The organism is Salinarimonas chemoclinalis, from assembly GCF_041514305.1.
GTDB classification, from domain to species: domain Bacteria; phylum Pseudomonadota; class Alphaproteobacteria; order Rhizobiales; family Beijerinckiaceae; genus Salinarimonas; species Salinarimonas chemoclinalis.
The window spans coordinates 35,685-59,530 of the sequence record NZ_JBGMWH010000015.1 but is presented as its reverse complement, the minus strand read 5'-3'; the positions used below and the strand labels follow the sequence as shown (position 1 = coordinate 59,530).

The 23,846-nt window shown below is 72.8% G+C and carries 20 protein-coding genes; 13 read left to right on the top strand and 7 right to left on the bottom strand.

Translation table 11 applies throughout. The features are described 5' to 3' along the window. The first annotated feature begins 283 nt into the window (after positions 1-283). From AB9M23_RS18355 to AB9M23_RS18300, 12 genes are all read left to right on the top strand, one after another. On the top strand, positions 284-1,225 hold the full coding sequence (locus tag AB9M23_RS18355; RefSeq protein ID WP_372426033.1) for a sugar ABC transporter substrate-binding protein: 942 nt from the start codon (positions 284-286) through the stop codon (positions 1,223-1,225). 95 nt (positions 1,226-1,320) lie between these two features. Beyond that, a complete protein-coding gene (locus AB9M23_RS18350) occupies positions 1,321-2,418 on the top strand; it encodes an ABC transporter permease (RefSeq protein WP_372426032.1) in 1,098 nt (365 codons plus the stop codon). Further along, complete coding sequence (locus AB9M23_RS18345) at positions 2,418-3,197, top strand: ATP-binding cassette domain-containing protein (RefSeq protein WP_372426031.1); 780 nt, start codon at positions 2,418-2,420, stop codon at positions 3,195-3,197. Before AB9M23_RS18350 ends, AB9M23_RS18345 begins: the two co-directional genes overlap by 1 nt. Before the next feature lie 25 nt (positions 3,198-3,222). Next, entirely contained in the window at positions 3,223-5,136 is a 1,914-nt protein-coding gene (locus tag AB9M23_RS18340) for a bifunctional 5-dehydro-2-deoxygluconokinase/5-dehydro-2-deoxyphosphogluconate aldolase (protein ID WP_372426030.1), read from the top strand. Continuing rightward, positions 5,133-6,959 (top strand): 3D-(3,5/4)-trihydroxycyclohexane-1,2-dione acylhydrolase (decyclizing), encoded by a 1,827-nt coding sequence (iolD, locus tag AB9M23_RS18335; protein WP_372426029.1) that lies wholly within the window; start codon positions 5,133-5,135, stop codon positions 6,957-6,959. The genes AB9M23_RS18340 and iolD overlap by 4 nt, the downstream gene beginning before the upstream one ends. A gap of 9 nt (positions 6,960-6,968) precedes the next feature. Further along, positions 6,969-7,874 carry a myo-inosose-2 dehydratase gene (gene iolE / locus AB9M23_RS18330; protein WP_372426028.1) on the top strand — a complete coding sequence of 302 codons (906 nt, stop codon included), beginning with the start codon at positions 6,969-6,971 and terminating at the stop codon, positions 7,872-7,874. Beyond that, positions 7,874-8,683, top strand: coding sequence for a 5-deoxy-glucuronate isomerase (gene iolB, locus AB9M23_RS18325; protein WP_372426027.1), 810 nt, complete (start codon positions 7,874-7,876; stop codon positions 8,681-8,683). Before iolE ends, iolB begins: the two co-directional genes overlap by 1 nt. Before the next feature lie 59 nt (positions 8,684-8,742). Further along, positions 8,743-9,588 carry a MurR/RpiR family transcriptional regulator gene (locus tag AB9M23_RS18320; protein ID WP_372426026.1) on the top strand — a complete coding sequence of 282 codons (846 nt, stop codon included), beginning with the start codon at positions 8,743-8,745 and terminating at the stop codon, positions 9,586-9,588. 206 nt (positions 9,589-9,794) lie between these two features. After that, entirely contained in the window at positions 9,795-10,781 is a 987-nt protein-coding gene (locus tag AB9M23_RS18315; protein ID WP_372426025.1) for a TRAP transporter substrate-binding protein, read from the top strand. Between the two features lie 27 nt (positions 10,782-10,808). Next, on the top strand, positions 10,809-11,324 hold the full coding sequence (locus tag AB9M23_RS18310) for a TRAP transporter small permease (RefSeq protein WP_372426024.1): 516 nt from the start codon (positions 10,809-10,811) through the stop codon (positions 11,322-11,324). After that, a complete protein-coding gene (locus AB9M23_RS18305) occupies positions 11,324-12,610 on the top strand; it encodes a TRAP transporter large permease (RefSeq protein WP_372426023.1) in 1,287 nt (428 codons plus the stop codon). Before AB9M23_RS18310 ends, AB9M23_RS18305 begins: the two co-directional genes overlap by 1 nt. Further along, on the top strand, positions 12,610-13,269 hold the full coding sequence (locus AB9M23_RS18300; RefSeq protein WP_372426022.1) for an aspartate/glutamate racemase family protein: 660 nt from the start codon (positions 12,610-12,612) through the stop codon (positions 13,267-13,269). Before AB9M23_RS18305 ends, AB9M23_RS18300 begins: the two co-directional genes overlap by 1 nt. On the opposite strand, the gene AB9M23_RS18295 is transcribed toward AB9M23_RS18300, so the two are convergent. Both AB9M23_RS18295 and AB9M23_RS18290 read right to left on the bottom strand, forming a co-directional pair. Continuing rightward, on the bottom strand, positions 13,247-16,378 hold the full coding sequence (locus AB9M23_RS18295; protein ID WP_372426021.1) for an efflux RND transporter permease subunit: 3,132 nt from the start codon (positions 16,376-16,378) through the stop codon (positions 13,247-13,249). The two genes, AB9M23_RS18300 and AB9M23_RS18295, sit on opposite strands and share 23 nt — an antisense overlap. Before the next feature lies 1 nt (position 16,379). Then, positions 16,380-17,519: an efflux RND transporter periplasmic adaptor subunit gene (locus tag AB9M23_RS18290; RefSeq protein WP_372426020.1), complete on the bottom strand. Its 1,140-nt coding sequence runs from the start codon at positions 17,517-17,519 to the stop codon at positions 16,380-16,382. 128 nt (positions 17,520-17,647) lie between these two features. On the opposite strand from AB9M23_RS18290, the gene AB9M23_RS18285 reads away from it, so the two are divergent. Beyond that, positions 17,648-18,268, top strand: a complete 621-nt coding sequence (locus tag AB9M23_RS18285) for a TetR/AcrR family transcriptional regulator (RefSeq protein WP_372426019.1) — start codon at positions 17,648-17,650, stop codon at positions 18,266-18,268. Positions 18,269-18,509: 241 nt separating this feature from the next. On the opposite strand, the gene AB9M23_RS18280 is transcribed toward AB9M23_RS18285, so the two are convergent. From AB9M23_RS18280 to AB9M23_RS18260, 5 genes are all read right to left on the bottom strand, one after another. Then, a complete protein-coding gene (locus AB9M23_RS18280; RefSeq protein WP_372426018.1) occupies positions 18,510-19,286 on the bottom strand; it encodes an ABC transporter ATP-binding protein in 777 nt (258 codons plus the stop codon). A 28-nt stretch (positions 19,287-19,314) separates the two neighbouring features. Further along, positions 19,315-20,175 (bottom strand): ABC transporter permease, encoded by an 861-nt coding sequence (locus AB9M23_RS18275; RefSeq protein WP_372426017.1) that lies wholly within the window; start codon positions 20,173-20,175, stop codon positions 19,315-19,317. Next, positions 20,172-21,152 (bottom strand): aliphatic sulfonate ABC transporter substrate-binding protein, encoded by a 981-nt coding sequence (locus tag AB9M23_RS18270; protein WP_372426016.1) that lies wholly within the window; start codon positions 21,150-21,152, stop codon positions 20,172-20,174. The genes AB9M23_RS18275 and AB9M23_RS18270 overlap by 4 nt, the downstream gene beginning before the upstream one ends. Positions 21,153-21,328: 176 nt before the next feature. Next, positions 21,329-23,473 carry a 3'-5' exonuclease gene (locus tag AB9M23_RS18265; protein WP_372426015.1) on the bottom strand — a complete coding sequence of 715 codons (2,145 nt, stop codon included), beginning with the start codon at positions 23,471-23,473 and terminating at the stop codon, positions 21,329-21,331. Beyond that, positions 23,470-23,844, bottom strand: coding sequence for a response regulator transcription factor (locus tag AB9M23_RS18260; RefSeq protein ID WP_372426014.1), 375 nt, complete (start codon positions 23,842-23,844; stop codon positions 23,470-23,472). The genes AB9M23_RS18265 and AB9M23_RS18260 overlap by 4 nt, the downstream gene beginning before the upstream one ends. Between the last annotated feature and the right edge of the window lie 2 nt (positions 23,845-23,846).

Sequence of the window (23,846 nt, the reverse complement as noted above, 5' to 3'; positions counted from 1 at the left end):
GCGGGGTCCCGCAGTGCGACGCCGGCGGATTTCGGCTTCGCCGAAGCGCGCCTCGCGGCGCACCCCCCGTCTCGTCGGCTGCGCCGCCGATCAACTTCCCCCGATGGGCGAGGATCCGGCGCGGAATTTCTGTTCCATCTCGGCCGAAATGAACTTGCCGTGCCGCGGAATGGAATGTACGCTCCATTTCACCCTGATCAACAGGGGGCCGCACGGCGGCTCGGGACGTCGCGCAGACGACGCTCGGCGGATCACGGGATCGCCGTGACCAAGGGAGGAAACCATGAAGCACACCATCTCGGCGCTCGCGCTCGCAGTGGCGGCGACCGCGGCCTTCGCCGCCCCCGCCCAGGCGGAGGGCGAGCGGTTCGTCCTGATCAGCCACGCGCCCGATTCGGACAGCTGGTGGAACACGATCCGCAACGCCATCGCGGTGGCGGGCGAGCAGATGGGCGCCACGGTCGAGTACCGCAACCCGACCACCGGCGACCTCGCCGACATGGCCCGAATCGTCGAGCAGGCCGCGGCCTCCGGCCCGGACGGGATCATCGTCACGATCGCCGATTTCGACGTGCTCCAGGGTCCGATCCAGGACGCCGTCGATCGCGGCATCCCGGTGATCACCATCAACTCGGGCACGCAGGATCAGTCCGAGGCGCTCGGCGCGCTGATGCACGTCGGCCAGCCGGAGTACGACGCGGGCTTCGCGGCCGGCGAGCGCGCGGCGGCGGAGGGCGTCTCGTCGTTCCTGTGCGTCAACCACTACATCACCAACCCGGCCTCGGTGGAGCGCTGCCAGGGCTTCGCCGACGCGATCGGCACCGACCTCGGCGACCAGATGATCGACGCCGGCCAGGATCCCGGCGAGATCCGCAACCGCGTGTCCGCGTACCTGAACACGAACCCCGAGACGGGGGCCGTGCTCACGCTCGGCCCCACCTCGGCGCACCCGACCATCGCCGCGCTCCAGGACGCCGGGCTCGCGGGCGAGATGTTCTTCGGCACGTTCGACCTGTCCGGCGAGATCGCCCAGGCGCTCAAGGACGGCACGATCGACTTCGCCATCGACCAGCAGCCCTTCCTGCAGGGCTACCTGCCCGTCGTCATCCTGACGAACCTCAGCCGCTACGGCGTGCTGCCGTCGGGCCACATCAACTCCGGCCCGGGCTTCATCACGGCGGCCAACATCGAGCAGGTCGAGGCGCTGGCCGGCGAGTACCGCTGAGCCGGGACAATCCCCGACGCACGCGACGGCGGGGGGGCGCGAGCGGCGCGCCCCCCGGCACCGGCTCCCATCTCGGCACCCTGGAGGGCGGCGCCATGCACGACGAGCGCCTCAAGCCCATGTCGCCCCTGCGCAAGGCCATGCTGCGGCCCGAGCTCGGGGCGATCTGCGGCACGTTCCTGGTCTTCGTGTTCTTCTTCCTCGTGGCGCGCGACACCGGCATGTTCTCCGCCGAGGGCGTGATGAACTGGGGCATCGTCGCCGCGCAGTTCGCGATCATCGCGGTGGGCGCCTGCCTCCTGATGATCGCCGGCGAATTCGATCTCTCGGTCGGCTCGATGATCGGCTTCTCGGGCATGGTGATCGCGATCGTGGGCGTGGCCTGGGGCTATCCGATCTGGATCGCGATCCTCACGGCCTTCGTTCTCGCGATGATCATCGGCGCGCTGAACGGCTGGATCGTCGTGAAGACCGGCCTGCCCTCCTTCATCGTCACGCTCGCCTCGCTGTTCATCCTGCGCGGGCTCACCATCTTCCTCTCGATCTCCGCGACCCGCCAGACCATCGTCGGTGGCGTGCGCGATGCGGCGCAGGGCGACTGGCTCGCCCCGCTGTTCGGCGGCAAGATCCTCGGCGGCCTCTTCGTATGGCTGGCGGATGCGGGCCTGATCTCCACCTTCACCCGCGGCACCCGCGCGGGCGAGCCGATCGTCGACGGCATCCCGATGATGATGGTCTGGGCCGTCGTCCTCATCGTCTTCGCCCACGTGCTCCTGACGAAGACGCCCTTCGGCAACTGGATCTTCGCGTCCGGCGGCGACGCGCAGGCGGCGCGCTATACCGGCGTTCCCGTGAAGCGGGTGAAGATCTCGATGTTCGTCTTCACCGCCTTCTGCGCCACGGTCTTCGCCACCTGCCAGGTGATGGAGTTCGGCTCGGCGGCGGCGGATCGCGGGCTGCTCAAGGAATTCGAGGCGATCATCTGCGTCGTCATCGGCGGGGCTCTGCTCACCGGCGGCTTCGGCACGGTGATCGGCGCGGCGCTCGGCGCCCTGATCTTCGGCGTGGTGCAGCAGGGGCTGTTCTTCACCGGCGTCGAGAGCTCGCTGTTCCGGGTGTTCCTCGGCGTGCTGTTGCTGCTCGCGGTGATCATGAACACGTACACGCGCCGCCTGATCACGGGGGAGCGCTGATGACGACGACCCCGCTCATCGAGCTGCGCGACATCGAGAAGCACTTCGGGCCCGTCATCGCCCTGAACGGCGTGTCCTTCTCCGTCTTTCCCGGCGAGGTGCACTGCCTCCTCGGCGACAACGGCGCCGGCAAGTCGACCTTCATCAAGACGATGTCCGGCGTCCACCAGCCCACCCGCGGCGAGATTCTGGTCGCGGGACGGCCCACCGTGCTCGAGAGCCCGCGTGCGGCGATGGCGGCGGGGATCGCCACGGTCTACCAGGACCTGGCGATGATCCCGCTGATGTCGGTGACGCGAAATTTCTGGATGGGCCGCGAGCCGGTCAAGCGCTTCGGGCCGCTGAAGTTCATCGACTTCGCCCACGCTAATCGGGTGACGCTGGAGGCGATGCGCGCGATGGGCATCGCCCTGCGCGGCCCCGAGCAGGCGGTCGGCACGCTGTCGGGCGGCGAGCGCCAGACGGTGGCGATCGCCCGCGCGGTGCATTTCGGCGCGAAGGTGCTCATCCTCGACGAGCCGACCTCGGCGCTCGGCGTGCGCCAGACGGCGAACGTGCTCGCCACCATCGCCCGGGTGCGCAAGCAGGGCATCGGCGTCGTGTTCATCACCCACAACGTCCGCCACGCGCTCGCGGTGGGCGACCGCTTCACCGTGCTCAACCGTGGCCAGACGCTCGGCACGGCGCGGAAGGGCGAGATCGACTACGAGAGCCTGCAGGACCTGATGGCCGGCGGCCAGGAGCTCGCCTCGCTCGAGGACGCGGTGGCGCAGGCGTGAGAAGGGCCATGAGAGACCAGGCGTCATGACGCTCGACGTGATCACCATCGGCCGCTCCTCGGTCGATCTCTACGGCGCGCAGGTCGGCGGGCGGCTGGAGGACATGGCCTCCTTCCGCAAGTACGTCGGCGGCTCGCCCACCAACATGGCGGTGGGCGCCGCGCGGCTCGGCCTGCGCTCGGCCGTGCTCACCCGCGTCGGCGACGAGGCCATGGGCCGCTTCCTGCGCGAGGAGCTCGCCCGCGAGGGCGTCGACACGCGCGGCGTGATCACGGACCCGCAGCGGCTGACCGCGCTCGTCATCCTCGGCATCCGCGACAAGACCCGGTTCCCGCTGATCTTCTACCGCGAGAACTGCGCCGACATGGCGCTGTGCGAAGACGACGTCGACGAGGCCTTCATCGCCGACGCGCGCTGCGTCGTGGCCACGGGCACGCACCTCTCCCATCCGCGCACCGAGGCGGCCGTGCTGAAGGCCTTGAGGCTCGCCCGGGCGAAGGGCCTGCGCACGGCGCTCGACATCGACTACCGCCCCGTCCTGTGGGGGCTCGCCGGCCACGACGCCGGGGAGGAGCGCTACATCGCATCCGAAGCCGTCACGGCCAAGCTCCTGGGGACGCTGCATCTCTTCGACCTGATCGTCGGCACCGAGGAGGAGTTCGCCATCGCCGGCGGCAGCCGCGACATGGGCGAGGCGCTCGGCGCCGTGCGCGCCGTCTCGGAGGCGACGCTGGTGCTCAAGCGCGGGCCGATGGGCGCGGTGGCCTTCCCGGGCGCGATCCCGGACGATCTCGCGGAGGGCCTGTCGGGGCCGGGGTTCCCGATCGAGATCTACAACGTGCTCGGCGCCGGCGACGGCTTCATGGCGGGGCTGCTCAAGGGCTGGCTCGACGGCGAGGCGTGGGAGCGCGCGCTCGCCTACGCCAACGCCTGCGGCGCCTTCGCCGTGTCGCGCCACGGCTGCGCGCCGGCCTACCCGACCTGGGCGGAGCTCGACTTCTTCCTGCGCCGCGGCGTCGTCACGCCGGCCCTGCGGCACGACGCCGAGCTCGCGCACATCCACTGGGCGACGACCCGGCGTGGCGACTGGCCGGCCCTGCGTGTCTTCGCCTTCGACCATCGCGCGCAGATCGAGGAGATCGCCGCCGCGGCCGGCGCCGGGGCGGAGCGGATCGGGCGCTTCAAGGCGCTGTGCCTGGACGCGACGCGGCGCGTCGCGGACGGGCGGCCGGGCTACGGCATCCTGTGCGACCCGCGGCTCGGCGGCGACGCGCTGATGGCGGCCGCCAGCTCTGGGCTGTGGATCGGCCGACCGGTGGAGACGCCCGGCTCGCGCCCGCTCGTGCTCGAGATCGGCCGCGACTACGGCAGCGCGCTGGCCGAATGGCCGCTCGAGCACGTCGTCAAGGTGCTCTGCTTCTATCATCCGGACGATGCGCCGGAGACGAAGGCTGCGCAGGAGGACACCGTCCTGCGCCTCGCCGAGGCGGCGCGCGCCAACGGTCTCGAATTCCTGCTGGAGATCGTCGCCTCGAAGGCCGGCCCCCTCGACGACGACACCACCGCTCGGGCCATGGCGCGCTTCTACGACCTCGGGGTGAAGCCCGACTGGTGGAAGCTCGAGCCGCTGCGCGCGGACGCCGCCTGGGCGCGCGCCTGCGCCGTGATCGAGGACCGCGACCCGTGGTGCCGGGGCATCGTCGTGCTCGGCCTCGGCGAGGGCGAGGACGGCCTGCGCGAGAGCTTCGGCCTCGCCGCGCGGCACGAGCGAGTGAAGGGCTTCGCGGTGGGGCGCACGATCTTCGCGCAGGCCGCGCGCGGCTGGCTCGCGGGGGAGATGGACGACGAGGCCGCGGTCGCCGACATGGCGGGGCGCTTCGCGCGTCTCTGTGCGATCTGGGACGAAGCTCGGCAGGGAATCGAGAAGGGGACGCGATGACCACGATCCGGCTGACGGCCGCCCAGGCCATGGTGCGCTGGCTCGCGGCGCAGGAGAGCGCGCCGGGCGTGCCGTTCCTCGGCGGCGTGTGGGCGATCTTCGGCCACGGCAACGTGGCGGGGCTGGGCGAGGCGCTGCACGGCGTGCGCGACCGGCTGCCCACCTTCCGCGGCCACAACGAGCAGTCCATGGCGCACGCCGCCATCGCCTACGCCAAGGCGTCGAACCGCCGCCGCGCCATGGCGGTGACCTCCTCGATCGGCCCGGGCGCGACGAACATGATCACCGCCGCCGCACTCGCGCACGTGAACCGGCTGCCGGTCCTCTTCCTGCCCGGCGACGTCTTCGCGAGCCGCCTGCCCGACCCGGTGCTCCAGCAGGTGGAGGATCTCGGGGACGGGACGATCAGCGCCAACGACTGCTTCCGCCCGGTCTCGCGCTATTTCGACCGGATCACCCGCCCCGAGCAGCTGCTCGCCGCCCTCCCCCGGGCGATGGGCGTGTTGACCGACCCGGCGGAATGCGGGCCCGTGACGCTGGCGTTCTGCCAGGACGTGCAGACCATGGCCTTCGACTGGCCGGAGCGCTTCTTCGCGGCGCGGCTGTGGCGCCCGCGCCGCCCGCGGCCGGACGTGGACGAGATCGCCGCCGCGGTCGCGGCGCTCACCCAAGCGAAGCGCCCGCTGGTGATCGCCGGCGGCGGGGTGCTCTATTCCGAGGCGGCGGCCGATCTCGCCGCCTTCTGCGAGGCGCACGACCTTCCCGTGGCGGAGACCCAGGCGGGCAAGTCGGCGCTTCCCCACGACCACCCGCTCAACCTCGGCTCGATCGGCGTCACCGGGTCGAGCGCGGCGAACGCGGTGGCCGCCGATGCCGACGTCGTGCTCGCGGTGGGTACGCGGCTGCAGGACTTCACCACCGGCTCGTGGGCTCTGTTCGGAAACCCCGATCTGCGGATCGTCGGCCTCAACGTCGCGGCCTTCGACGCCGGCAAGCACGGCGCGCTGCCGCTCGTCGCGGACGCCACGGCCGGCCTCGCCGATCTCGACGCGGCGCTGGCCGGCTGGCGGGCGGACGGGGACTTCACAGCCCTGAAGGCGGAGTGGGACGCCGCCGTCGACGCCGCCACCGCCGCGCCGGCGAGCGACAACGCGCTGCCCTCGGACGCGCTGGTGATCGGCGCGGTCCAGCGCGCCTCGAACGAAGACACCGTCGTCGTCTGCGCCGCGGGCGGGCTGCCGGGAGAGCTCCACAAGCTCTGGCGGGCCTCGCGGCCGAACGGATACCATGTCGAGTACGGCTACTCGACCATGGGTTACGAGATCGCCGGTGGGCTCGGCGTGAAGATGGCGCTGCCCGAGCGCGAGGTCGTGGTCATGGTGGGCGACGGCTCGTACATGATGATGAATTCCGAGCTCGCCACCGCCGTCATGCTCGGCCGCAAGCTGATCGTCGTCGTGCTCGACAACCGCGGCTTCGGCTGCATCGACCGCCTCCAGCGCGCCACCGGGGGCGAGAGCTTCAACAACCTCCTCGACGACGCCCTGCACGAGACGCCGGCGCGCATCGACTTCGCCGCGCACATGGCGGCGATGGGGGCGCGCACCGAGAAGGTCGCGGGCATCGCCGAGCTGGAGGCCGCGCTCGCCCGGGCGCGGGCGTCGGAATCCACCTACGGCATCGTCATCGATACCGACCCGATGATCACCACGCAGGCCGGCGGCGCCTGGTGGGACGTCGCCGTGCCGGAAGTCTCGACCCGCGAGGAGGTCCGCGCCGCCCGCGCCGCCTACGAGCAGGCCACCGCCCGCCGCCTCCCCTGAGGACGTCCCATGATCCGCTACGGCACCAACCCCATCGCCTGGTCCAACGACGACGACAGGACGCTCGGCGCGCACATCTCTCTCGAGCAGTGCCTCGGCGACGCCGCCGCCATCGGCTTCGGCGGCATCGAGAAAGGGCACAAGTTCCCCGAAGACGCCGCCGCCCTGAAGACGACGCTGGCCCCCTACGGCCTCGCCTACGTCTCGGGCTGGCACTCGCTGAACCTGCTCGCGCGCAGCGTCGAGGAGGAGAAGGCGGCGCTCGACCCGGTGCTCGACCTCCTGGCGGCCATGGGCTCGCGGATCTGCATCGTCTGCGAGACCTCCAACGCCATCCACGGAGACGACGCCGCGCCCCTGAGCCGGCGCCCTGTTCTCTCGGAGGCGGAGTGGCCCGCCTTCGCCGACGGCGTCGAGGCACTCGCCGCGCATTGCGCGAAGCGCGGGATCGACCTCGTCTACCACCACCACATGGGCACCGTGGTGCAGAGCGAGGCCGAGATCGACCGGCTCATGCGCGAGACCGGGCCCGCGACGAAGCTGCTGCTGGACACCGGCCACGCCTTCTTCGCCGGGGCCGACCCCGCCGCACTGGCGCACAGGCACATGGACCGGGTGCGCCACATCCACGCGAAGAACGTGCGCCCGGCGATCAAGCGCGCGGTCGAGGCGGAGGGCCTGAGCTTCCTCGCGGGCGTGCGCCGGGGCGTCTTCACCGTGCCGGGGGATCCGGAGGGCGGGGTCGATTTCCTGCCCGTCCTGCGCGTCGCGGCGGAGCGCGGCTATGACGGCTGGCTCGTGATCGAGGCCGAGCAGGACCCGGCCGTGCACGACCCGAAAGTCTACCAGAGGATGGGCCTCGAGGCCCTGCGCCGGATCGCCCGCGAGGCCGGCCTCGACCCGGAGGCGCCGTGATGGGAAACCTCCTGCGCAAGCCCGACGGGACGCACGGGCGCGTCCACGCCATCACGCCGCAGAATGCCGGCTGGACCTATGTGGGCTTCTCGCTCTACCGCCTCGCCCCGGGCGAGGGCGCTGCCGAGGCGACCGGCGACCGCGAGGCCATGCTCGTGCTCGTCGAGGGCAAGGCGGAGATCGAGGCCGCCGGGCAGGCGCTCGGCGAGCTGGGGAGCCGGATGGACGTGTTCTCCGGCGAGCGGCCCCATGCCGTCTACGTCCCTGCGGGGGCAGCCTGGTCGGCCCGCGCGACGACGCCGCTCACGCTCGCCGTGTGCACGGCGCCGGGCGAAGGCGCACGGCCCGTGACGGTGATCCGCCCGGACGAAATCGAGGCCGTGACCCGCGGGCGGGGCACGAACACCCGCCACATCCACCCGATCGCCATGGAGGAGCGCGACGTCGCCGACCGGCTCCTCGTCACCGAGGTGTTCACGCCCCAGGGGCACTGGTCGTCCTACCCGCCCCACCGGCACGACGAGGACGACTATCCGCGAATGACCTACCTCGAGGAGACCTACTACCACCGCCTGAACCCGGCGAGCGGCTTCGGCCTCCAGCGCGTCTTCACCGAGGACGGATCGCTCGACGAGACCATGGCGCTGGCGGACGGCGACGTCGTGCTCGTTCCGAGGGGCCACCACCCCTGCGCGGCGCCCTACGGCGTCGAGATGTACTACCTCAACGTCATGGCCGGCCCCCGCCGCGCCTGGCGCTTCGCCAACCACCCGGATTTCGACTGGATCGCGAAACGCGACGCCTCGTGAGCCGCGACGCGGGTCGAGGCGGCTTGCGAACCGCACGCGTGTGGGCGACACAAGGAGCCATGTCGCCCAAGGCCCAGCCGTCCTTCCTCGCGCGCGTGCGCACCGCCCTGCCCCGGCTTCACCCCACCGAGCGGCGGCTCGCCGATTTCCTGCTCGACTTCCCCGGCGAGCTCGCGAGCTACACGGCGACCGAGCTCGCGCGTCTCGCCAACGTCTCCAACGCCACCGTCACCCGCTTCGTGCGCAAGCTCGGATATTCCGGCTACGAGGAGGCCCGTCGGCACGTGCGCGCCGAGCGCCGGACCGGCGCCGCGCTCTATCTCGTCGGCGCGCGCAGCGGCGAAACCGGCGATCGCGTGGCTCGCCACGCCGCGCAGGGCGGCGCCAACCTGGCGGCGACCTTCGGCGCCATCGCCGAGGCCGAGATCGACGCCGTCGCCGACCGGATGCTCGCCGCCCGACGGGTCTGGATCGTCGGCTTCCGCACGAGCGCGGCCTTCGCGCAGTATCTCGGATGGCAGGTGCTCCAGGCGCTCGAGACCGTGAGCGTGGTTCCCGGCGCCGGCGAGACCCTCGGCGAGCACATCGCGGGCATGCGCCGGGAGGACTGCGTGGTCGTCTTCGGCCTGCGTCGGCGGCCCGCGAAGCTCGACGTCGTGCTCGAGCAGATCCTGCGCTCGGGCGCGAGCGTCGCGTGGGTCACCGACGAGAGCGCGCCGCACGATCCGCGGCCGACCTGGCACCTGCGCTGCCAGACCGCGGCGCCCGGGCCGCTGTTCAACCACGTCGCCGTGGTCGGCCTGGCGCACCTGATCGCGACGCGGGTGATCGAGCGGGCCGGACCCGAGGGGCGCCGCCGGCTCACGGCGATCGAGGGCCTGCACGACGCGCTCGACGAGCTCTGAGGAGGCGCGGAGCCCGCCTGTTTTCTGTGCGCCGCGCGCGCGGCACTGCCGCGGCCGTGACCACCCGGAGCGCGCGGGCTCGCGGGAGTTCGTGCGAGTCATCGAGCATAAGCATCTGTACGTGTTGTGAAAATAATTTTTCTCATACGGTTGGCACGAAAAATGTCTCTCTCGAAACGCCCCCACGGCATGACAGGAGACACCCCATGACGCTTCGCCCCGTAACCGGCATCGCCGCCGCCCTCGGCCTCGCCCTCGCCGCCGCGCAACCAGCCGCGGCGCAGCAGGTCGTCCAGATCAATTCCTCGCTCCCCGAGGGCTCCTTCGCCCACGTCTTCCTGCAGGAGTTCGAGAGCCGGCTCGAGGCCGCGCTGCCGGGCGAGATCGACCTGCAGATCTTCATGGGCAACACCCTCGGCTCGGAGGAGGACGTGCTCCAGGGCATGAGCCTGGGCACCCACCACGCCTCGCTCTCCGCCTCCGCGGTCACCCAGGTGAACCCGCGCGCCGCCGTGTTCGACCTGCCCTACCTCTTCCCCGACCGCGCCGCGGTCCAGGCCTTCGCGCAGAGCGAGGCGGGCGCGCTCCTCGCGGAAGGCTTCGAGGGCCAGGGCATGAGGCTCCTCGCGCTGTGGGACAACGGCTTTCGCGTCATCACCAACGACGTGCGCCCGGTCGTGACGCCCGCCGACCTCGCGGGCCTGAAGATCCGCACGCCCACGAGCCGCCAGCGGGTGGCGATGTTCAACACGCTCGGCGCCAACGCGACGCCCTTGTCCTTCGGCGAGCTCTATTCCGCCCTCGACCAGGGCGTCGTCGACGGCCAGGAGAACCCCGCGCACGTCGCCGCCTCCTCGCGCTTCTACGAGGTGCAGGACTACATGTCGCTGTCGAACCACGTCTACCTGCCGACCTTCCTGCTGTTCTCCTCCTCGCTTCTCGACCGCATGACGCCCGAGATGCGCGAGACGATCGAGACCATCGCCGCCGAGATGGCGCCCTGGACCATGGCCTGGGGCGACGAGACGGACGCCAAGACGCTGGCCGAGCTCGAGGGCAAGATCGCGATCAACGAGGTCGACTTCCCCGCCTTCCAGCAGGCGGCCGCGCCGCTGTTCGACGATCCGGTCTTCGTCGAGGTGATCGGGGCCGAGATGATCGCCGCCACCCGCGCCGCCATCTCCGGCCAGTGACGCGCCACGCCTGAGAGGAGGCCCGCCATGCTCGAGAAAGCCGTCCTTTACGCCGATCGCGCTCTCACCCGCGTGCTCGACATCGCGGTGATCGCGCTCGCGGGCCTCCTCTTCGTCCTCCTGAACTGGGCGGTGTTCTCGCGCTTCGTGATGAACGCCTCCGTCTCGTGGGGAGAGGAGCTGCCGGCGCATCTCCTGGCGGTGCTGACCTTCATCGGCGCCGCCTACCTCACGCGCACCAACGAGCATCTGGGCTTCGACAGCGTGGTGAAGATCCTGCCGCCCGCCCTCAAGCGGGCGGTGATGGCGGTCAACCTCGCGCTGATGACGCTGTTCTCGGGCCTGCTCGCCTGGTACGGCGCGATCGCGGCTGCGAGCTTCGCCAGCCGCCAGATGATCTCCGTCGACCTGCCGATGGCGCTCTTCCGCGGCGCGATGCCGCTCGGCGCGGCGCTGATCTGCGCGATCTGCCTCGTGCGCCTCGCGGCCCTCCTGATGGGGCGCATCTCCCCCGACAGCCTCCTGCCGGAGACCGACGCCTGATGCCGATCGATCCCGGATACCTCATCCTGATCCTGCTCGTTGTGCTGCTCGTCATGGGCATGCCGATCGCCTTCGTGCTCGGCGTCACCGCCATGACGCTTATCCTGCTCGATCCCGCCGTCGTGCCGCAGATCATGGGCCTCGTGCCCTTCGGCGGCGCGAACAACTACCTGCTCGTGGCGGCGCTGCTGTTCATGATCGCCGGCGAGGTGATGAACCAGGGCCGCATCGCCGAGAAGCTGATCGCCTTCGCGAGCTCGCTCGTCGGCCACATCCGCGGCGGGCTCGCGCACGTCAACATCCTCACCTCGCTGTTCTTCTCGGAGATCTCCGGCACCGCCACGTCGGACGCCGCCGCCATCGGCTCGGTGATGATCCCGCAGATGAAGAAGCGCGGCTATCCCGTTGCGTTCGCGGCCGCCGTGACCTCGACCTCGGCGACGATGGCGATCATCGTGCCCCCCAGCCTCAACCTCATCCTCTACGCCTACGTCGCCGACGCCTCGATCGCGCAGCTCTTCGCCGCGGGCATCCTCCCGGGCTTCCTCGTCTGCGCGCTCCTGATGGGCACGGCCTACGTGATCTCCGTCAAGCGCGGCTACCCGATCGAGGGCAAGTTCTCGCTCGCGCGCGTGGGCGAGACCGGCAAGGACGCGGTGGTGCCGCTGACCCTGCCGATCCTCATCCTGGGCGGCATCCTGGGGGGCATCTTCACCGCGACCGAGGCCGGCGCGGTGGCGGCGCTCTGGTCGATCGTGCTCGCGGCCGTGCTCTACCGCACGCTGACGCTCGCGGGCTTCGTCGAGACGCTGCGCCTCGCGGGCAAGCGCTCGGCCATGCTGATGTTCATCGTCGCGACCTCGACGCTGCTCGGCTGGTACCTCACCAACCAGCAGATCCCCCAGGAGATCGCCCGCGCCATCCTCGGCATCTCGGACCAATACTGGGTGGTGCTGCTGGCCATCAACGTGTTCTTCCTCCTCGCCGGCACCATCGTCCACGGCACGCCGGCGATCCTGATGCTGGTGCCGATCTTCCTGCCGCTGGCGCGCGAGCTCGGCATCGATCCGGTGCATTTCGGGCTCATCGTGACGATCAACCTCGGCATCGGCCAGCAGACGCCGCCGGTGGCCTCCGTGGTGCTCATCACCTGCGCCATCGCCAAGATCTCGATCGGGCAGATCCTGCCCTCGATGCTGTGGTTCATCGCGGCGATGCTCGTCGCGCTCCTCCTGGTGAACGCCTTCCCCGCACTCTCCCTGTGGCTGCCCTCGGTCCTGCTGTGATGCGTCTCCTCGTCGTCAATCCCAACACGTCGGCCTCGGTCACACGCGCGATCGCGCGTGCGGCGGTCGCGGCGGCTGCGCCCGGCGACGTCGTCGACACCGTCGGTGCGCCGTTCGGTCCCGCGCTGATCGTGACCGAGGAGGACGGCGCCGTCGCCGCGGGTGCGGTCGTCGCCTGTGTCGAGGCGCGGCGCGCCGGATACGACGGCATCGTCATCGCCTCCTTCGGCGACACGGGCATCGACGCCGTGAGGGCCCGCGTGCCGGTTCCCGTCGTCGGCATCGCGCGCGCGGCCTTTCTCGCCGCGCTGGCCGTGGGCGAGCGATTCTCGATCGTGACGTTCAGCCCGGCCGTGGCACCGTCGCTGCGCGCCGTCGTCGCCCGCTACGGCCTGTCCGACCGGCTGTCGGGCCTGCACGCGCCGCGGGACGCGATACGCGGCCCACACGCGGCGATCGACGAGGACCTCGTCGCGCCGCTGGCGGACCTGTGCGTGCGTGCGCAGGACGACGGCTGCGCGGCGATCGTGCTGGGCGGCGGGCCGCTCGCGGGCCTCGCGCCGGCCCTCGCACCGCGCGTGTCCGTGCCCGTGATCGACGGCGTCGTCGCAGCCGTGGCGCTCCAGCGTGCGTTGATCACGCCGCGGCCGCCGCGATAGGCTCGGCTCTCGGGGTTCCGCCGCGCCGCCGCCGCGCGACGACGAGCGCCACCATCGGCGGGGTGAAGTAGAACGACACCACCGTCGACAGCAGCACGCCGCCGGCGATCGCCACCGCGAAGGGCGGCCAGAAGCCGCCGCCGGCGAGGATCAGCGGCAGGAAGCCGCCCACCGTCGTGATCGTCGTCGAGACGATGTGGCGGGCCGAGCGCACCACCACCGCCCGCATGGCGTCGAGGTCCCCCGCCATCGCCGCCTCGTCCTCCTGGATCGCGGTGATGACGATGATCGCCGCGTTGATCGACACGCCGATCGAGCCGATCGCCCCGATCAGCGCCTGCACGCCGAAGGGCATGTCGAGCACCGCGAGCGCGAGCACCGAGAGCCCGAAGGACAGAACGCAGACGATCCCCGCGATCAGGGCGAGCCGGTAGGACAGGAAGGTGAGCACGATCGTCACCACCGTGAGGGTGACGACGAGGCCGAGCGTCGAGACCAGGTTCCGCACGGTCTCGGCGCGGGCGTCGCTGTCGCCGCCGAACTCCAGCCGGTAGCCCTCGGGCAGGGCCAGCGCGCCGGCGTCGAGCCGCGCGCGCAGGACGGAGAGCGCCTCCTCGGGAAGCACGCCGTGGGCGAGGTAGCCCTGCACGACGTTGATACGCTCGCCCCCGCGTCGCGCGATCGGGCTCTCGGAGGGCCGCATCTCCCAGGTGCCGAGCGCGGAGAGCGGCACGCCGGGATGCGCGGCCCCGGCGGCGGCCGCGGCGGCGGGCAGGACGTCGAGGGCGCGCACCGCCGCGAGGTCGCCGCGGGTCCCCGCGCCCACCCGCACGCGCACCGGCAGGTCCTCGGTCTCCTCCAGCAGAGAGCCGCCGGTCGCGCCCTCGAGCGTCGCCTGGAGCTGGCCCGCCACCGCGCCGAGATCGAGGCCGGCGAGGCGCACGGCGTCCTCGTCGAGGCGGAAGACGAGCTTGGGGGCGCCGCCCTCCAGCGTCGCGCGGGTGTGGATCACGCTCGGGATGTCCGCCATCAGCGCGCGCGCCTGCGCCCCGATGGCGCGCAGCGTCTCGAGGTCGGGCCCGACGAGGCGCATCTCCAGGGGGGCCGACACGGGGGGGCCCTGCACGAGCCCGCGAACCAGGATCTGCGCCTGGGGCAGCGCGGCGTCGAGTTCCGCCTGGAGGCGCGGCACGAGCGCCTCCGTCGCCTCCGGGCTCGTCGTGAAGACGAGTGCCTCGGCGAAGTGGGGCGTCGCGTCCCGGTTGGCCTGCATGTTGTAGTAGAAGGCCGGCGCGCTCTGGCCGATCACCCAATGCGTCGAGACCACCTCCGGCGCCCGCGCCGTCAGCGCGTCCGCCGCCCGGGCGACGCGCGCCGTCTCGCCGATGGCGGTACCCGCGGGCAGGAGAACCTGGACGTAGAGCTGGTCGCGCTCGACGCCGGGGAAGAACTGCGCGGTCAGCGTCGGGAAGGACAGGAAGCCCGCCACCGGCAGCGCCAGCGACACCGCGATCGCCGCGAGACGATGGCGCAGGGCGAGCGCGATCGAGCGGTCGAACAACCGGCCGAGCACCGGGATCGTCACGCCATTCGCGAGAATGCCCCCGCCCCCGCCTCCGGCGCCGCGGCCGGCGAGCAGCCGACCGGCGAAGGCCGGCGTGATCGTCAGCGCGATCGCCAGCGAGGCGAAGAGCATGATGATGACCGCGAGCGCGATCGAGCCGACGAAGTCCCCCGCCGGGCCCGGCAGGAGCGCCATCGGGAGGAAGGCGAGAACCGTCGTCACCGTCGAGGCGAGGAGCGGCACGGCGAGGCGGCGCACGGAGCCCGACACGGCGGCGACCGGCGCCATGCCCTCGGCGATCCGCCGGCGCACCTCGTCCGTCATCACGATCGCCGCGTCGACGAGGAGCCCCAGCGCCACGATGAGGCCCGCGACCGACATCTGCTGGATCGTGAGCCCGGTGCGCTGCATCACCGTGAGCGAGACGAGCGCCGCGAGCGGGATCACCGCCGCCACGATCAGCGCGGCCCGCCAGCCCAGCGTCACCAGGAGCACCGCGACGACGAGCCCGACGCCGAGCGCGAGGTTCACGCCGAGCTCCCCCAGCCGCGCGGCGGTGTACTCGGACTGGTCGAAGAGGAGGCGCACCTCGAGGCCGGCGGGCAGCTCGGCGCGGAAGGCGTCGAGGGTCGCGCGCACGGCCGCGGACCACACGTCGACCTGCCGATCGGCCTCCATCCGCGCGGCGACGAGCACGCCGGCGTCGCCCTGCGACAGGGCCAGCGTCGCCGGCGGCAGGCGCTCGGAGCGCGCCACGCGCCCGAGATCGCCGACCCGCACGCTCGCGCCCTCCGCCCCGAGACGGACCGGGATCTCGCGCACCCGGGCGATGTCCTCTATGGCGCCGGCGACCTCGATGATGAGGTCGCCCGTCGCGCCGCGCACCTGCCCCGCCGCCACCTTGGCGTCCGCCGCGGCGATGGCGCGGGAGACCTCGGCGGCGGTCAGCCCCAGCGCCGCGAGGCGGGCGGGATCGAGGGTGACGACGACCTCCTCGTCGGGCGCGCCGTAGAGCGCGACGAGCCGCGTCTCGGGCACGCGCCGCAGCCGGTCCCGAAGCTCCTCCGCCGTGCGCCGCAGGATCGCGGGGGGCTCCTCGACGCCCGGGCGCGGCACGATCGCCACGATCGCGGTGAAGGCACCGGCACGGTCGTTGTCGAAGTCCGGCGTGCCGACCCCGGCGGGGAAGCCCCGCGCCGCCGCGTCGACCGCGTCGCGCACCTCCGACCAGACCTGCTCCAGCCGATCGTCCGGGAGGAACTGCGACAGTTCGATCGTCACCGAGGAGACGCCGGCGGCCGACGTCGACTCCACCACCTCGATCTCGGCGAGCCCGCGCAGCTCGGCCTCGATCGGCTCGGTGACGAGCGCCTCGACCCGGTCCGGCGCCGCGCCGGGAAAGGGCGTCACGATGGTCGCGAAGAGGTTGGTGATGGTCGGATCCTCCTGGCGCGCGATCGTCAGGAGCGAGGCGGCGCCGAGCGCCAGCGCGGTGAGGATCGCGAGCCAGAGGAGCCGCGGGCTGCGGTAGAACAGCGTGTCCATCTCACCGCTCCGCCTGCGCGAGCACGACCGTCTGCCCCGGCGCGACGCGATGCGCGCCGCCGGCGACGAGGGCCGCGCCCGGCCGCAGGGTGCCGCGCACGAAGGCGCGCTCGTCGGCGACGTGGAGCACCTCCACGGCCTCGCGCACGATTCGGGCCGGCGCGTCGGCGGGCTCCTGGGCGACGAGAACGCTCCAGGTCCCGCGCCGGCCCTCGCTCAGCGCCGCGACGGGAAGCCAGTAGCCCGGCGTCTCCACCCGGCGCGGCAGGTGGAGCGCCACCGTCGTGCCGAAGGCGGCGGCGGGCGGGCGGTCGGGCGCGAACAGCGCGGTGACGGTGCGCGTCGCCGGCGCGAGGTCCGGCCGCAGCGCGACGAGGCGCGCCGGCACGCTCTCGCCCGCGATCACGAGTCGCGCGCGATCGCCCGGCGCGAACCCGGCCGCCGCCTCCGGCGAGAGCCCGACGCGGGCCAGCGGCGCGCCCGTCTCCATCAGCGAGACGACCGGCGTGCCCGCCGCCACCACCGCGCCCTCGTCCACGGATCGCGCGGCGATCGTGCCGGCGAAGGGCGAACGCAGGGTCGCCTTGTCGCGATCGACGTCGAGCCGGGCGATGGCGGCCTCGATCTCCGCCTCGCGTGCGGCCTCCACCGCGGCGGCGAGCCGCGCCTCGTCGAGGCGCTGGCTCGAGGCGTGCCCGGCGTCACCGAGCGCCTCCTGGCGTACGAGCGTGCGCCCGGCGAGGTCGCGGGCGGCGACGATCTGGTCGCGCTGGGCGAGGAGCCGCGCGCGCTCGGCCTCGAGCGCGGCGACGTCGAGCCGCGCCACCGGGGCGCCGGCCGCGACCGCGTCCCCCTCCTCCACGAGGACCGCGACGACGAGGCCCGGCCGCTCGAAGGCGAGATCCGCCTCGCGGGCCGGCTCCAGGCGCCCCAGGAAGCGATCCTCCACCTCGTAGCCGTCCTCGCGCACGAGCCGCGTGACGGCGACCGGCAACGGCGCCGGTTCGGCGCGCGCCGCCTCGGCGCGGGCGTCCGCGCGATCCTGGAGCAGACCGACGCCGGCGAGGACGCCCGCCCCCGCCGCGGCGACGACGCCGATCTGGACGACGAGGGAAATCACGCGGCCGAGGCGGGTTGGCATGGCACACTCCCGATCAGGAACGGAGCGAACGCGGAGCAGAAAAACGAGACGATACCGTATCGTCTCGAATAGCCTTAGACGATACCGGTCGGTCTCGTCAACGGGCGTCCTACGTGCTAGGGAGAGCCATGGATCACGCCAACGCGAACAATCCCGTCGGCCGCGGCCTCGACCCGACGAAGCGCCGTGCCATCCTGGAGGGCGCGCAGGAGGTCTTCCTGCGCGACGGCTTCTCCGCGGCCAGCATGGACGAGGTCGCCCGGGCCGCCGGCGTGGGCAAGATGACGGTCTACCGGCATTTCGGCAGCAAGGACGCGCTGTTCCGCGACATGCTGCGCGAGATCTGCGGCGGCACCCTCGTCGACGCCCCCGCGCCGCCTGGCGCGACGCTCGGGGAAGAGTTGCGCTCGCTCGGGCGGGCCTTCGTCGAGTTGATCACCCACCCGCGGCGGTTGGGCACCTACCGCGTCGCGCTCTCGGAGGCGGAGCGCACGCCGGACGTCTCCAAGCTGTTCTTCGAGGGGGCGGTGACGCCCGTCCTGGTGCGCACGGCGGAGCTTATCGCCGCCCACGCGCCGGGGCTACCCGCGCAGGACGTGCGCCTCCTCGCCGGCGGCTTCCTGCAGATCGTCCAGGGCTACGCCTTCATGCGGCTGATCATGGGCATCGACCGCGAGCCGGACATGGAGATGTTCGAGCGGCAGGTCGCGCTGGCGTCGGAGATGATCGCTGCCCGCGCCGGGGGATGAAGGGGACGCCTCCCGCATCGACGGAAAGCGCGTCATCCTGCCCGCCCCACACCCCCCACCCCTCTCCACGAGGGAGAGGGGAGCAGGTTGCGCGTGTCGCTGCACGCTCGCCGAGCTACACCACAAGCGGGGACACGACCGAGAGGGGCCGGGGGTGTGGGGCGCGGAGAGCCGTCGGGCGGCCCGCGGCAGGCGCGTCATCGCCAGGAAGACGGCAGCCGTCTCCGCGTCCCGCGCGGCGCTACCACCACAGCCCCGCCGTCTCCTGCTCGCTCTCGCGGGCGGCGGGGCGCCGCGCCTCGTCGAGCGCGGCGTAGAGCGTGCGCGAGACCGCCTCGACGCCCGGGCTCGCGCGCTCGCGGGGGCGCGCAAGCAGCACCTCGACCTCGTCGTGGATCCGCCCCGGATCGGGACGCATGACGATCACCCGGTCGGCCAGCACCACCGCCTCGGCGACGTCGTGGGTGACGATCACGATGGTGAGCCCCGTCGCCTTCCACAGCGCGAGCAGATGCGCGTGCAGGTCGGCGCGGGTGAAGGCGTCGAGCGCCGAGAACGGCTCGTCGAGGAGGAGCACCTCGGGCCCCGCCGCGAAGGCGCGGGCGATGGCGACGCGCTGCTGCTGGCCGCCCGAGAGATCCCGCGGCAGACGCTCGGCGTGCTCCGAGAGGCCGACGCGCGCGAGCGCGTCCGCGACCTTCGCCGAACGCGCGGCGGCGGGCAGGCTCGAGAGCCCGAAGCCGACGTTGCGCGCGACGTCGAGCCAGGGCAAGAGCCGCGGCTCCTGGAAGACGACGCCGATCTTCGGATGGGGGTCGCGCACCGCCTCGCCGTCGATGGCGATCGTGCCGGCGCTCGGCCGGTCGAGCCCGGCGAGGAGGCGCATCAGGGTGGTCTTGCCGCAGCCCGAGCCGCCCACGATCGCGACGATCTCGCCGCGGCGCACGTCGAGGTCGACGTCGGCGAGCGCGCGCTTGCCGTCCGCATAGGTCTTCGAGAGGCGCTCGATGGCGAGCATGGCGGGTCTCCCTTCCGGGGGTTCGTGTTCAGAGGCGCTCGCGCGCCACGTCCTGCCAGGCGACGAGGGGGCGCGTCGCCGCGACCAGCACGAGGTCGCAGGCCTTGCCGAGCAGTGCGAAGGCGACGATCGCCGCCAGGATCTGGTCGGGCTTGCCCATCTGCTGGCCGTCGACGAGCAGGTAGCCGAGCCCCTCCGACGCCCCCATGAACTCGGCGGCGACGACGAACATGAAGCCGAGACCGAGCCCCGAGCGCAGGGCCGTGATCGTCTCCGGCAGCACTGCGGGAACGAGGATGCGCCGCGCGGTCTCGACCCGCGAGAGCCGGAACACGCGCGAGACCTCGAGCAGCTTGCGGTCGATCGAGCGGATCGCGTCGCACACCCCGAGATAGACCGGGAAGAACACGCCCACCGCGATCAGCGCCACCTTCGACGCCTCGAAGATGCCCAGCCACAGGATGAACAGCGGCACCCAGGCGATGGAGGGGATGGCCCGCAGCGCCTGGAGCGTCGGGTCGAGGGTCTCGCGGGCGAATCGGCTCGCGCCGCACATCGCGCCGAGCACGAGGCCCGCCCCGGCGCCGAGCCCGAAGCCGACGAGCACGCGCCAGAGCGTCGTCGCGACGTGGAGCACCAGCTCGCCGCGCGCCTGGAGATCCACGAAGGTGGCGATCACCCGCGACGGCGGTGGCAGCAGCCGCCCCTGCGCCAGCCCCGCGGCGACCACGGCCTCCCAGCCGAGCGCCGCCGCGAGCGGCAGGGCGAGGCCGAGCGCGAGGGAGCGCCCGAGCCCGGCCCCGGCACCCGGGCGCGGCAGCCGCCAGCCGATCCGCGGAGCCGACCGCTCGGGCGGGCGCGCCGCGAGGCTCCCCTCCCCTGCGCTCATCGCGCGGCCACCGTGAAGCCGGTGTCGATGAGCGCGTCGAGCGTGGCGTCGATGTCCGAGCCCGCGGGCAGCACGCCCGCTTCCACGAGCGCGACGCCCGCGGCGCGGATAGTCTCGCGCTCGTCGGCGCCGAGGACCGGGTTCGTGATGTCGGTGCGCTCCAGCTGGCGCGCGACGATCTCCGGCGGCAGCCGGGTGACGTCGCCGAGAACCGCCGCGAGCGCGGCCGGGTCGGCGATCGCCTCCGCGCGGGCGCGCTCGTAGGCGGCGAGCACCGTCTCGACGATCCGCGGGTGGGCCTGCGCGAAGCTCTCGCGCACGTTCAGGGTGCCGAAGGTGTTGGCGCCGGGGTCGCGGTGGAAGAGCGTCGCGCCGCTCTCGAGCTCGGCCGCCGCCATCATCGGGTCGAGGCCGGCCCAGGCGTCGACGTCGCCACGCTCGAGCGCGAGCCGCCCGTCGGGATGCTGGAGCAGGACGAGGCGCACGTCGCGTTCGGTCAGGCCGGCACCGGCGAGCGCGCGCACCAGGAAGATGTGCGGGTCGGTGCCGCGGGTGACGGCGACGCGGCGCCCGGCGAGGTCGGCCACCGTCTCGATGCCGGTGTCGGGCCGGGTGACGAGGGCGGTCCATTCCGGGCGCGAGTAGAGGTAGATCGTACGGATCGGGTTGCCGTTGAGCCGCCCCACCAGCGCCGCCGCGCCCGCCGTCGAGCCGAAGTCGATCGCCTCGGCGTTGAGGAACTCGAGCGCCTTGTTGGAGCCCAGCGTCTGCACCCAGCGCACGGCGATCCCGTCGGCGGCGAGCGCCTCCTCCAGCCAGCCGCGCTCGCGCAGGAGCAGGCTCACGGGGTTGTAGGTGGCGTAGTCGACCGTGATCCGGCCGGGCGCGTCCTGCGCGACGGACCGGTTCGTCAGCACGAACGGGGCGGCGATGCCCGCGCCGAGGGCGGCGAGCAAGGTGCGGCGATTGAGCGTCATCGGGCGGTCCTCGGATGAGATCGGGTCGGCGGGAACCCCTGGTCGGGCTGGGCGCGAACCGGCTCGGCGGAAGGAGCCGAGCGGCCATGTCGTTCGGTATAACGAACGATCCGAGAAGACGTCAATAGCCGAGGTGTGAATTATCGTATTTCACATTCTCATGAGTGTTTTCGGCGTCACCCCTGCGCCGCCATCCGCCGCCGCAGCCGCGCCTGCTTGTCGGAGACGGCGAGTGCGTCACGAAGCGTGCGCACGCCATCGGCCTCGAGCAGCGGGATGAGGCCCAGCAGCACCCGCGCCGTCGCCCGCGCGTCGCCGAGCGCCGTGTGCCGCGCCTCCGGCGGGATGACGACACCGAAACGCGCGGCCAGCGCATCGAGGGTCAGGCTCTCCTGGGTGCCGAAGAGGTGCGCGCCGAGCAGCACCGTGTCGAGGACCGGTCCCGCGAAGGACACGCCCGCCGCCCTCTCCCCGCGCTCGAGGAAGGCGAGGTCGAAGGCGGCGTTGTGGGCGACGAGCACCGCCTCGTCGACGAAGGCGCGGAAGCGCGCGAGCACCACGCTCGCGGGCTCCGCACCCGCCACCATCGCGTCGGTGATGCCGTGCACCCGGCTCGACGCCGGCGGAATCGGCCGGCCGGGATCGACGAGGACGTCGAAGAGCTCCCCCGTCATCAGCCGGTTGTTGACGATGCGCACACCGGCGATCGAGCACAGCGCGTCCCGCGCCGGGTCGAGCCCGGTCGTCTCGGTGTCGAGGACGACGAAGGTGAGCGCGCGCAGCGGGCGGTCGTCGAGGGGCGTCGGCGCGAGGCTCCCCAGGAGCCCGAAATCGTAGAACTCCGCCCGCTCGGGCACCGGTACCGGCGCCTTGGCGATGGGGAGGTCCTCCTCCTGCGCGGCCGCGAGCGGCAGCTCGAGTCGCGCGCGCCCGGGCGCGGCCGCGTCCGGCACGCACCACAGGTCCGTCCGGTGGCGGGCGAGCACGTCGTGCCCGGTCACCGCCCCCGCGCCGTCCTCCAGGCGTTCCGCGAGCCATGTCTCCACCATGGAAGGCGCGGGCGCCTCGCCCGCCCAGGAAGCGAGGAGGCGCACGCGCCCGTTCTCCGCCACCGCGCGGAGCCGGAACGCCTCGGTGCCGGCATGGACCGCGATGCGGTTGAGGAGATGCTCCACGAGCGCGGTGATCGAGGCGGAATCGCAGCGCAGCCAGCAGGGCTCGCCGTGCGTCTCGAAGACGAGGTCGCGCCCCTCCGAGCGGCGCACGCGCACGAGCTGGAACAGCGTCGGCGAATGGGTGGTCGCCATCGGCCAGGCGCCGGAGACGAGGTCGGAGGCCGCCTCCTCCAGCCTGTCGAGCCGGTCGCCGAGCTCGGCGGGCTCGCGCAGCAGCAGGTCGCGGGCGAAGGCGACGTCCTCGCGGTCGGGCGTTTCCCGGCGAGCGAGCAGGTCGCCCGCGAGGGCGAGGGCGGCGACGCGCTCGCGCATGTCGCGGATGCCGTCCTGGAGCAGCCGGTCGCGCCACACGCCGGCGGCGAGCGCGTTCGTCACGTCCTCGAAGGAGAGCACGTAGCCGGTCGGTCGCGCGCCGTCCGGGTCGAGCATCAGCGACATGCGCCCGACGATGCGAGCGTTCTCCCTGGCGGTCGCGCCGACGAGGGTCGTGGTCAGGCCGTCGCGGTGGATCTGGTGACGGCCGGTGCGGAAGCGGTCCTCCAGGCGCTCCAGCGTGTGGGCGAGCACGCGGCCGGAGAGCACCTCGGTCAACGGCCGGTCGAGCCCGATCTCGCCGCAGGCGCCGAGTATCTCCAGGGCGCGCCGGTTGTAGAGCGTCACCTTGTGGGCCAGCGTGCAGAGGACGACGCCCTGGCGGAGGTCGCGCAGGACGATCTCGAGGTTGCGCGTCTGCCGATCGGCCCGAGCGGTCGCCGCCGCCACCGCGGCATCGACCTCGAGCCGGGCTTCGTCGAGCGCCTGCCCGAACTCGGCCACCGCGGGCGCCAGCACGCCGAGATAGCGGCCCCGCTGGAGCGAGGGCGGTTGGCGTGCGGCGCGGGTGTGGACGGCGGTGCGCACGTCGGCGGCGATGGCGACGAGGGGCCGCGCCACGTGCTCGTCGAACTTGAGCCAGACCCACGCCGTGAGCCCGATCGTCACCCCGCTCGCGACGAGCCCGGCGAGCACCAGCGGCGCCGCGCTCGCGGGTTCGAGGGCGCGGCCCACGTAGACGAGCGCCCCCACGATCCCCGCCCCCGCCCCGAGCGCGATCAGCGCGAAGAACAGGAAGATGCGCACGCGCAGCGACCAGCGGTCGGGGTTCATGGCGCCGCCTCGGTGCCGGCCAGCGCTGCCATCAGATCGGCGAAGCCGAAGGGCTTCGTCAGCATGGCGTCGGCGCCGAGCGCCCGGGCCTTCTCGCGGTCCACCGGCCGGCCGCGCGGGCTCGTCAGCACGATGCGGATGCCCCCCAGAGCCGGGTCGGCGCGCACGGCGCGGCAGAGGTCCCAGCCGTCGCGGCCCGCGAGCATCGCGTCGAGCACGGCGCAATCGGGCGGTGCGCGGCGCAGGGCGGCGAGCGCCGCCTCGCCGTCGCCCGCCGTCTCCACATCGTGCCCCGCCGCGGCGAGGAGGCGCGCCAGCGCGACGCGCATCGGCTCCTCGTCCTCGGCGACGAGAACGCGTCTCGCCACCATCG

Bases quoted from the DNA above. Each gene is read 5' to 3' on its own strand.
- AB9M23_RS18355 (WP_372426033.1), top strand. From the start codon at position 284: ATGAAGCACACCATCTCGGCGCTCGCGCTCGCAGTGGCGGCGACCGCG.
- AB9M23_RS18350 (WP_372426032.1), top strand. From the start codon at position 1,321: ATGCACGACGAGCGCCTCAAGCCCATGTCGCCCCTGCGCAAGGCCATG.
- AB9M23_RS18345 (WP_372426031.1), top strand. From the start codon at position 2,418: ATGACGACGACCCCGCTCATCGAGCTGCGCGACATCGAGAAGCACTTC.
- AB9M23_RS18340 (WP_372426030.1), top strand. From the start codon at position 3,223: ATGACGCTCGACGTGATCACCATCGGCCGCTCCTCGGTCGATCTCTAC.
- iolD (WP_372426029.1), top strand. From the start codon at position 5,133: ATGACCACGATCCGGCTGACGGCCGCCCAGGCCATGGTGCGCTGGCTC.
- iolE (WP_372426028.1), top strand. From the start codon at position 6,969: ATGATCCGCTACGGCACCAACCCCATCGCCTGGTCCAACGACGACGAC.
- iolB (WP_372426027.1), top strand. From the start codon at position 7,874: ATGGGAAACCTCCTGCGCAAGCCCGACGGGACGCACGGGCGCGTCCAC.
- AB9M23_RS18320 (WP_372426026.1), top strand. From the start codon at position 8,743: ATGTCGCCCAAGGCCCAGCCGTCCTTCCTCGCGCGCGTGCGCACCGCC.
- AB9M23_RS18315 (WP_372426025.1), top strand. From the start codon at position 9,795: ATGACGCTTCGCCCCGTAACCGGCATCGCCGCCGCCCTCGGCCTCGCC.
- AB9M23_RS18310 (WP_372426024.1), top strand. From the start codon at position 10,809: ATGCTCGAGAAAGCCGTCCTTTACGCCGATCGCGCTCTCACCCGCGTG.
- AB9M23_RS18305 (WP_372426023.1), top strand. From the start codon at position 11,324: ATGCCGATCGATCCCGGATACCTCATCCTGATCCTGCTCGTTGTGCTG.
- AB9M23_RS18300 (WP_372426022.1), top strand. From the start codon at position 12,610: ATGCGTCTCCTCGTCGTCAATCCCAACACGTCGGCCTCGGTCACACGC.
- AB9M23_RS18295 (WP_372426021.1), bottom strand. From the start codon at position 16,378: ATGGACACGCTGTTCTACCGCAGCCCGCGGCTCCTCTGGCTCGCGATC.
- AB9M23_RS18290 (WP_372426020.1), bottom strand. From the start codon at position 17,519: ATGCCAACCCGCCTCGGCCGCGTGATTTCCCTCGTCGTCCAGATCGGC.
- AB9M23_RS18285 (WP_372426019.1), top strand. From the start codon at position 17,648: ATGGATCACGCCAACGCGAACAATCCCGTCGGCCGCGGCCTCGACCCG.
- AB9M23_RS18280 (WP_372426018.1), bottom strand. From the start codon at position 19,286: ATGCTCGCCATCGAGCGCCTCTCGAAGACCTATGCGGACGGCAAGCGC.
- AB9M23_RS18275 (WP_372426017.1), bottom strand. From the start codon at position 20,175: ATGAGCGCAGGGGAGGGGAGCCTCGCGGCGCGCCCGCCCGAGCGGTCG.
- AB9M23_RS18270 (WP_372426016.1), bottom strand. From the start codon at position 21,152: ATGACGCTCAATCGCCGCACCTTGCTCGCCGCCCTCGGCGCGGGCATC.
- AB9M23_RS18265 (WP_372426015.1), bottom strand. From the start codon at position 23,473: ATGAACCCCGACCGCTGGTCGCTGCGCGTGCGCATCTTCCTGTTCTTC.
- AB9M23_RS18260 (WP_372426014.1), bottom strand. From the start codon at position 23,844: ATGGTGGCGAGACGCGTTCTCGTCGCCGAGGACGAGGAGCCGATGCGC.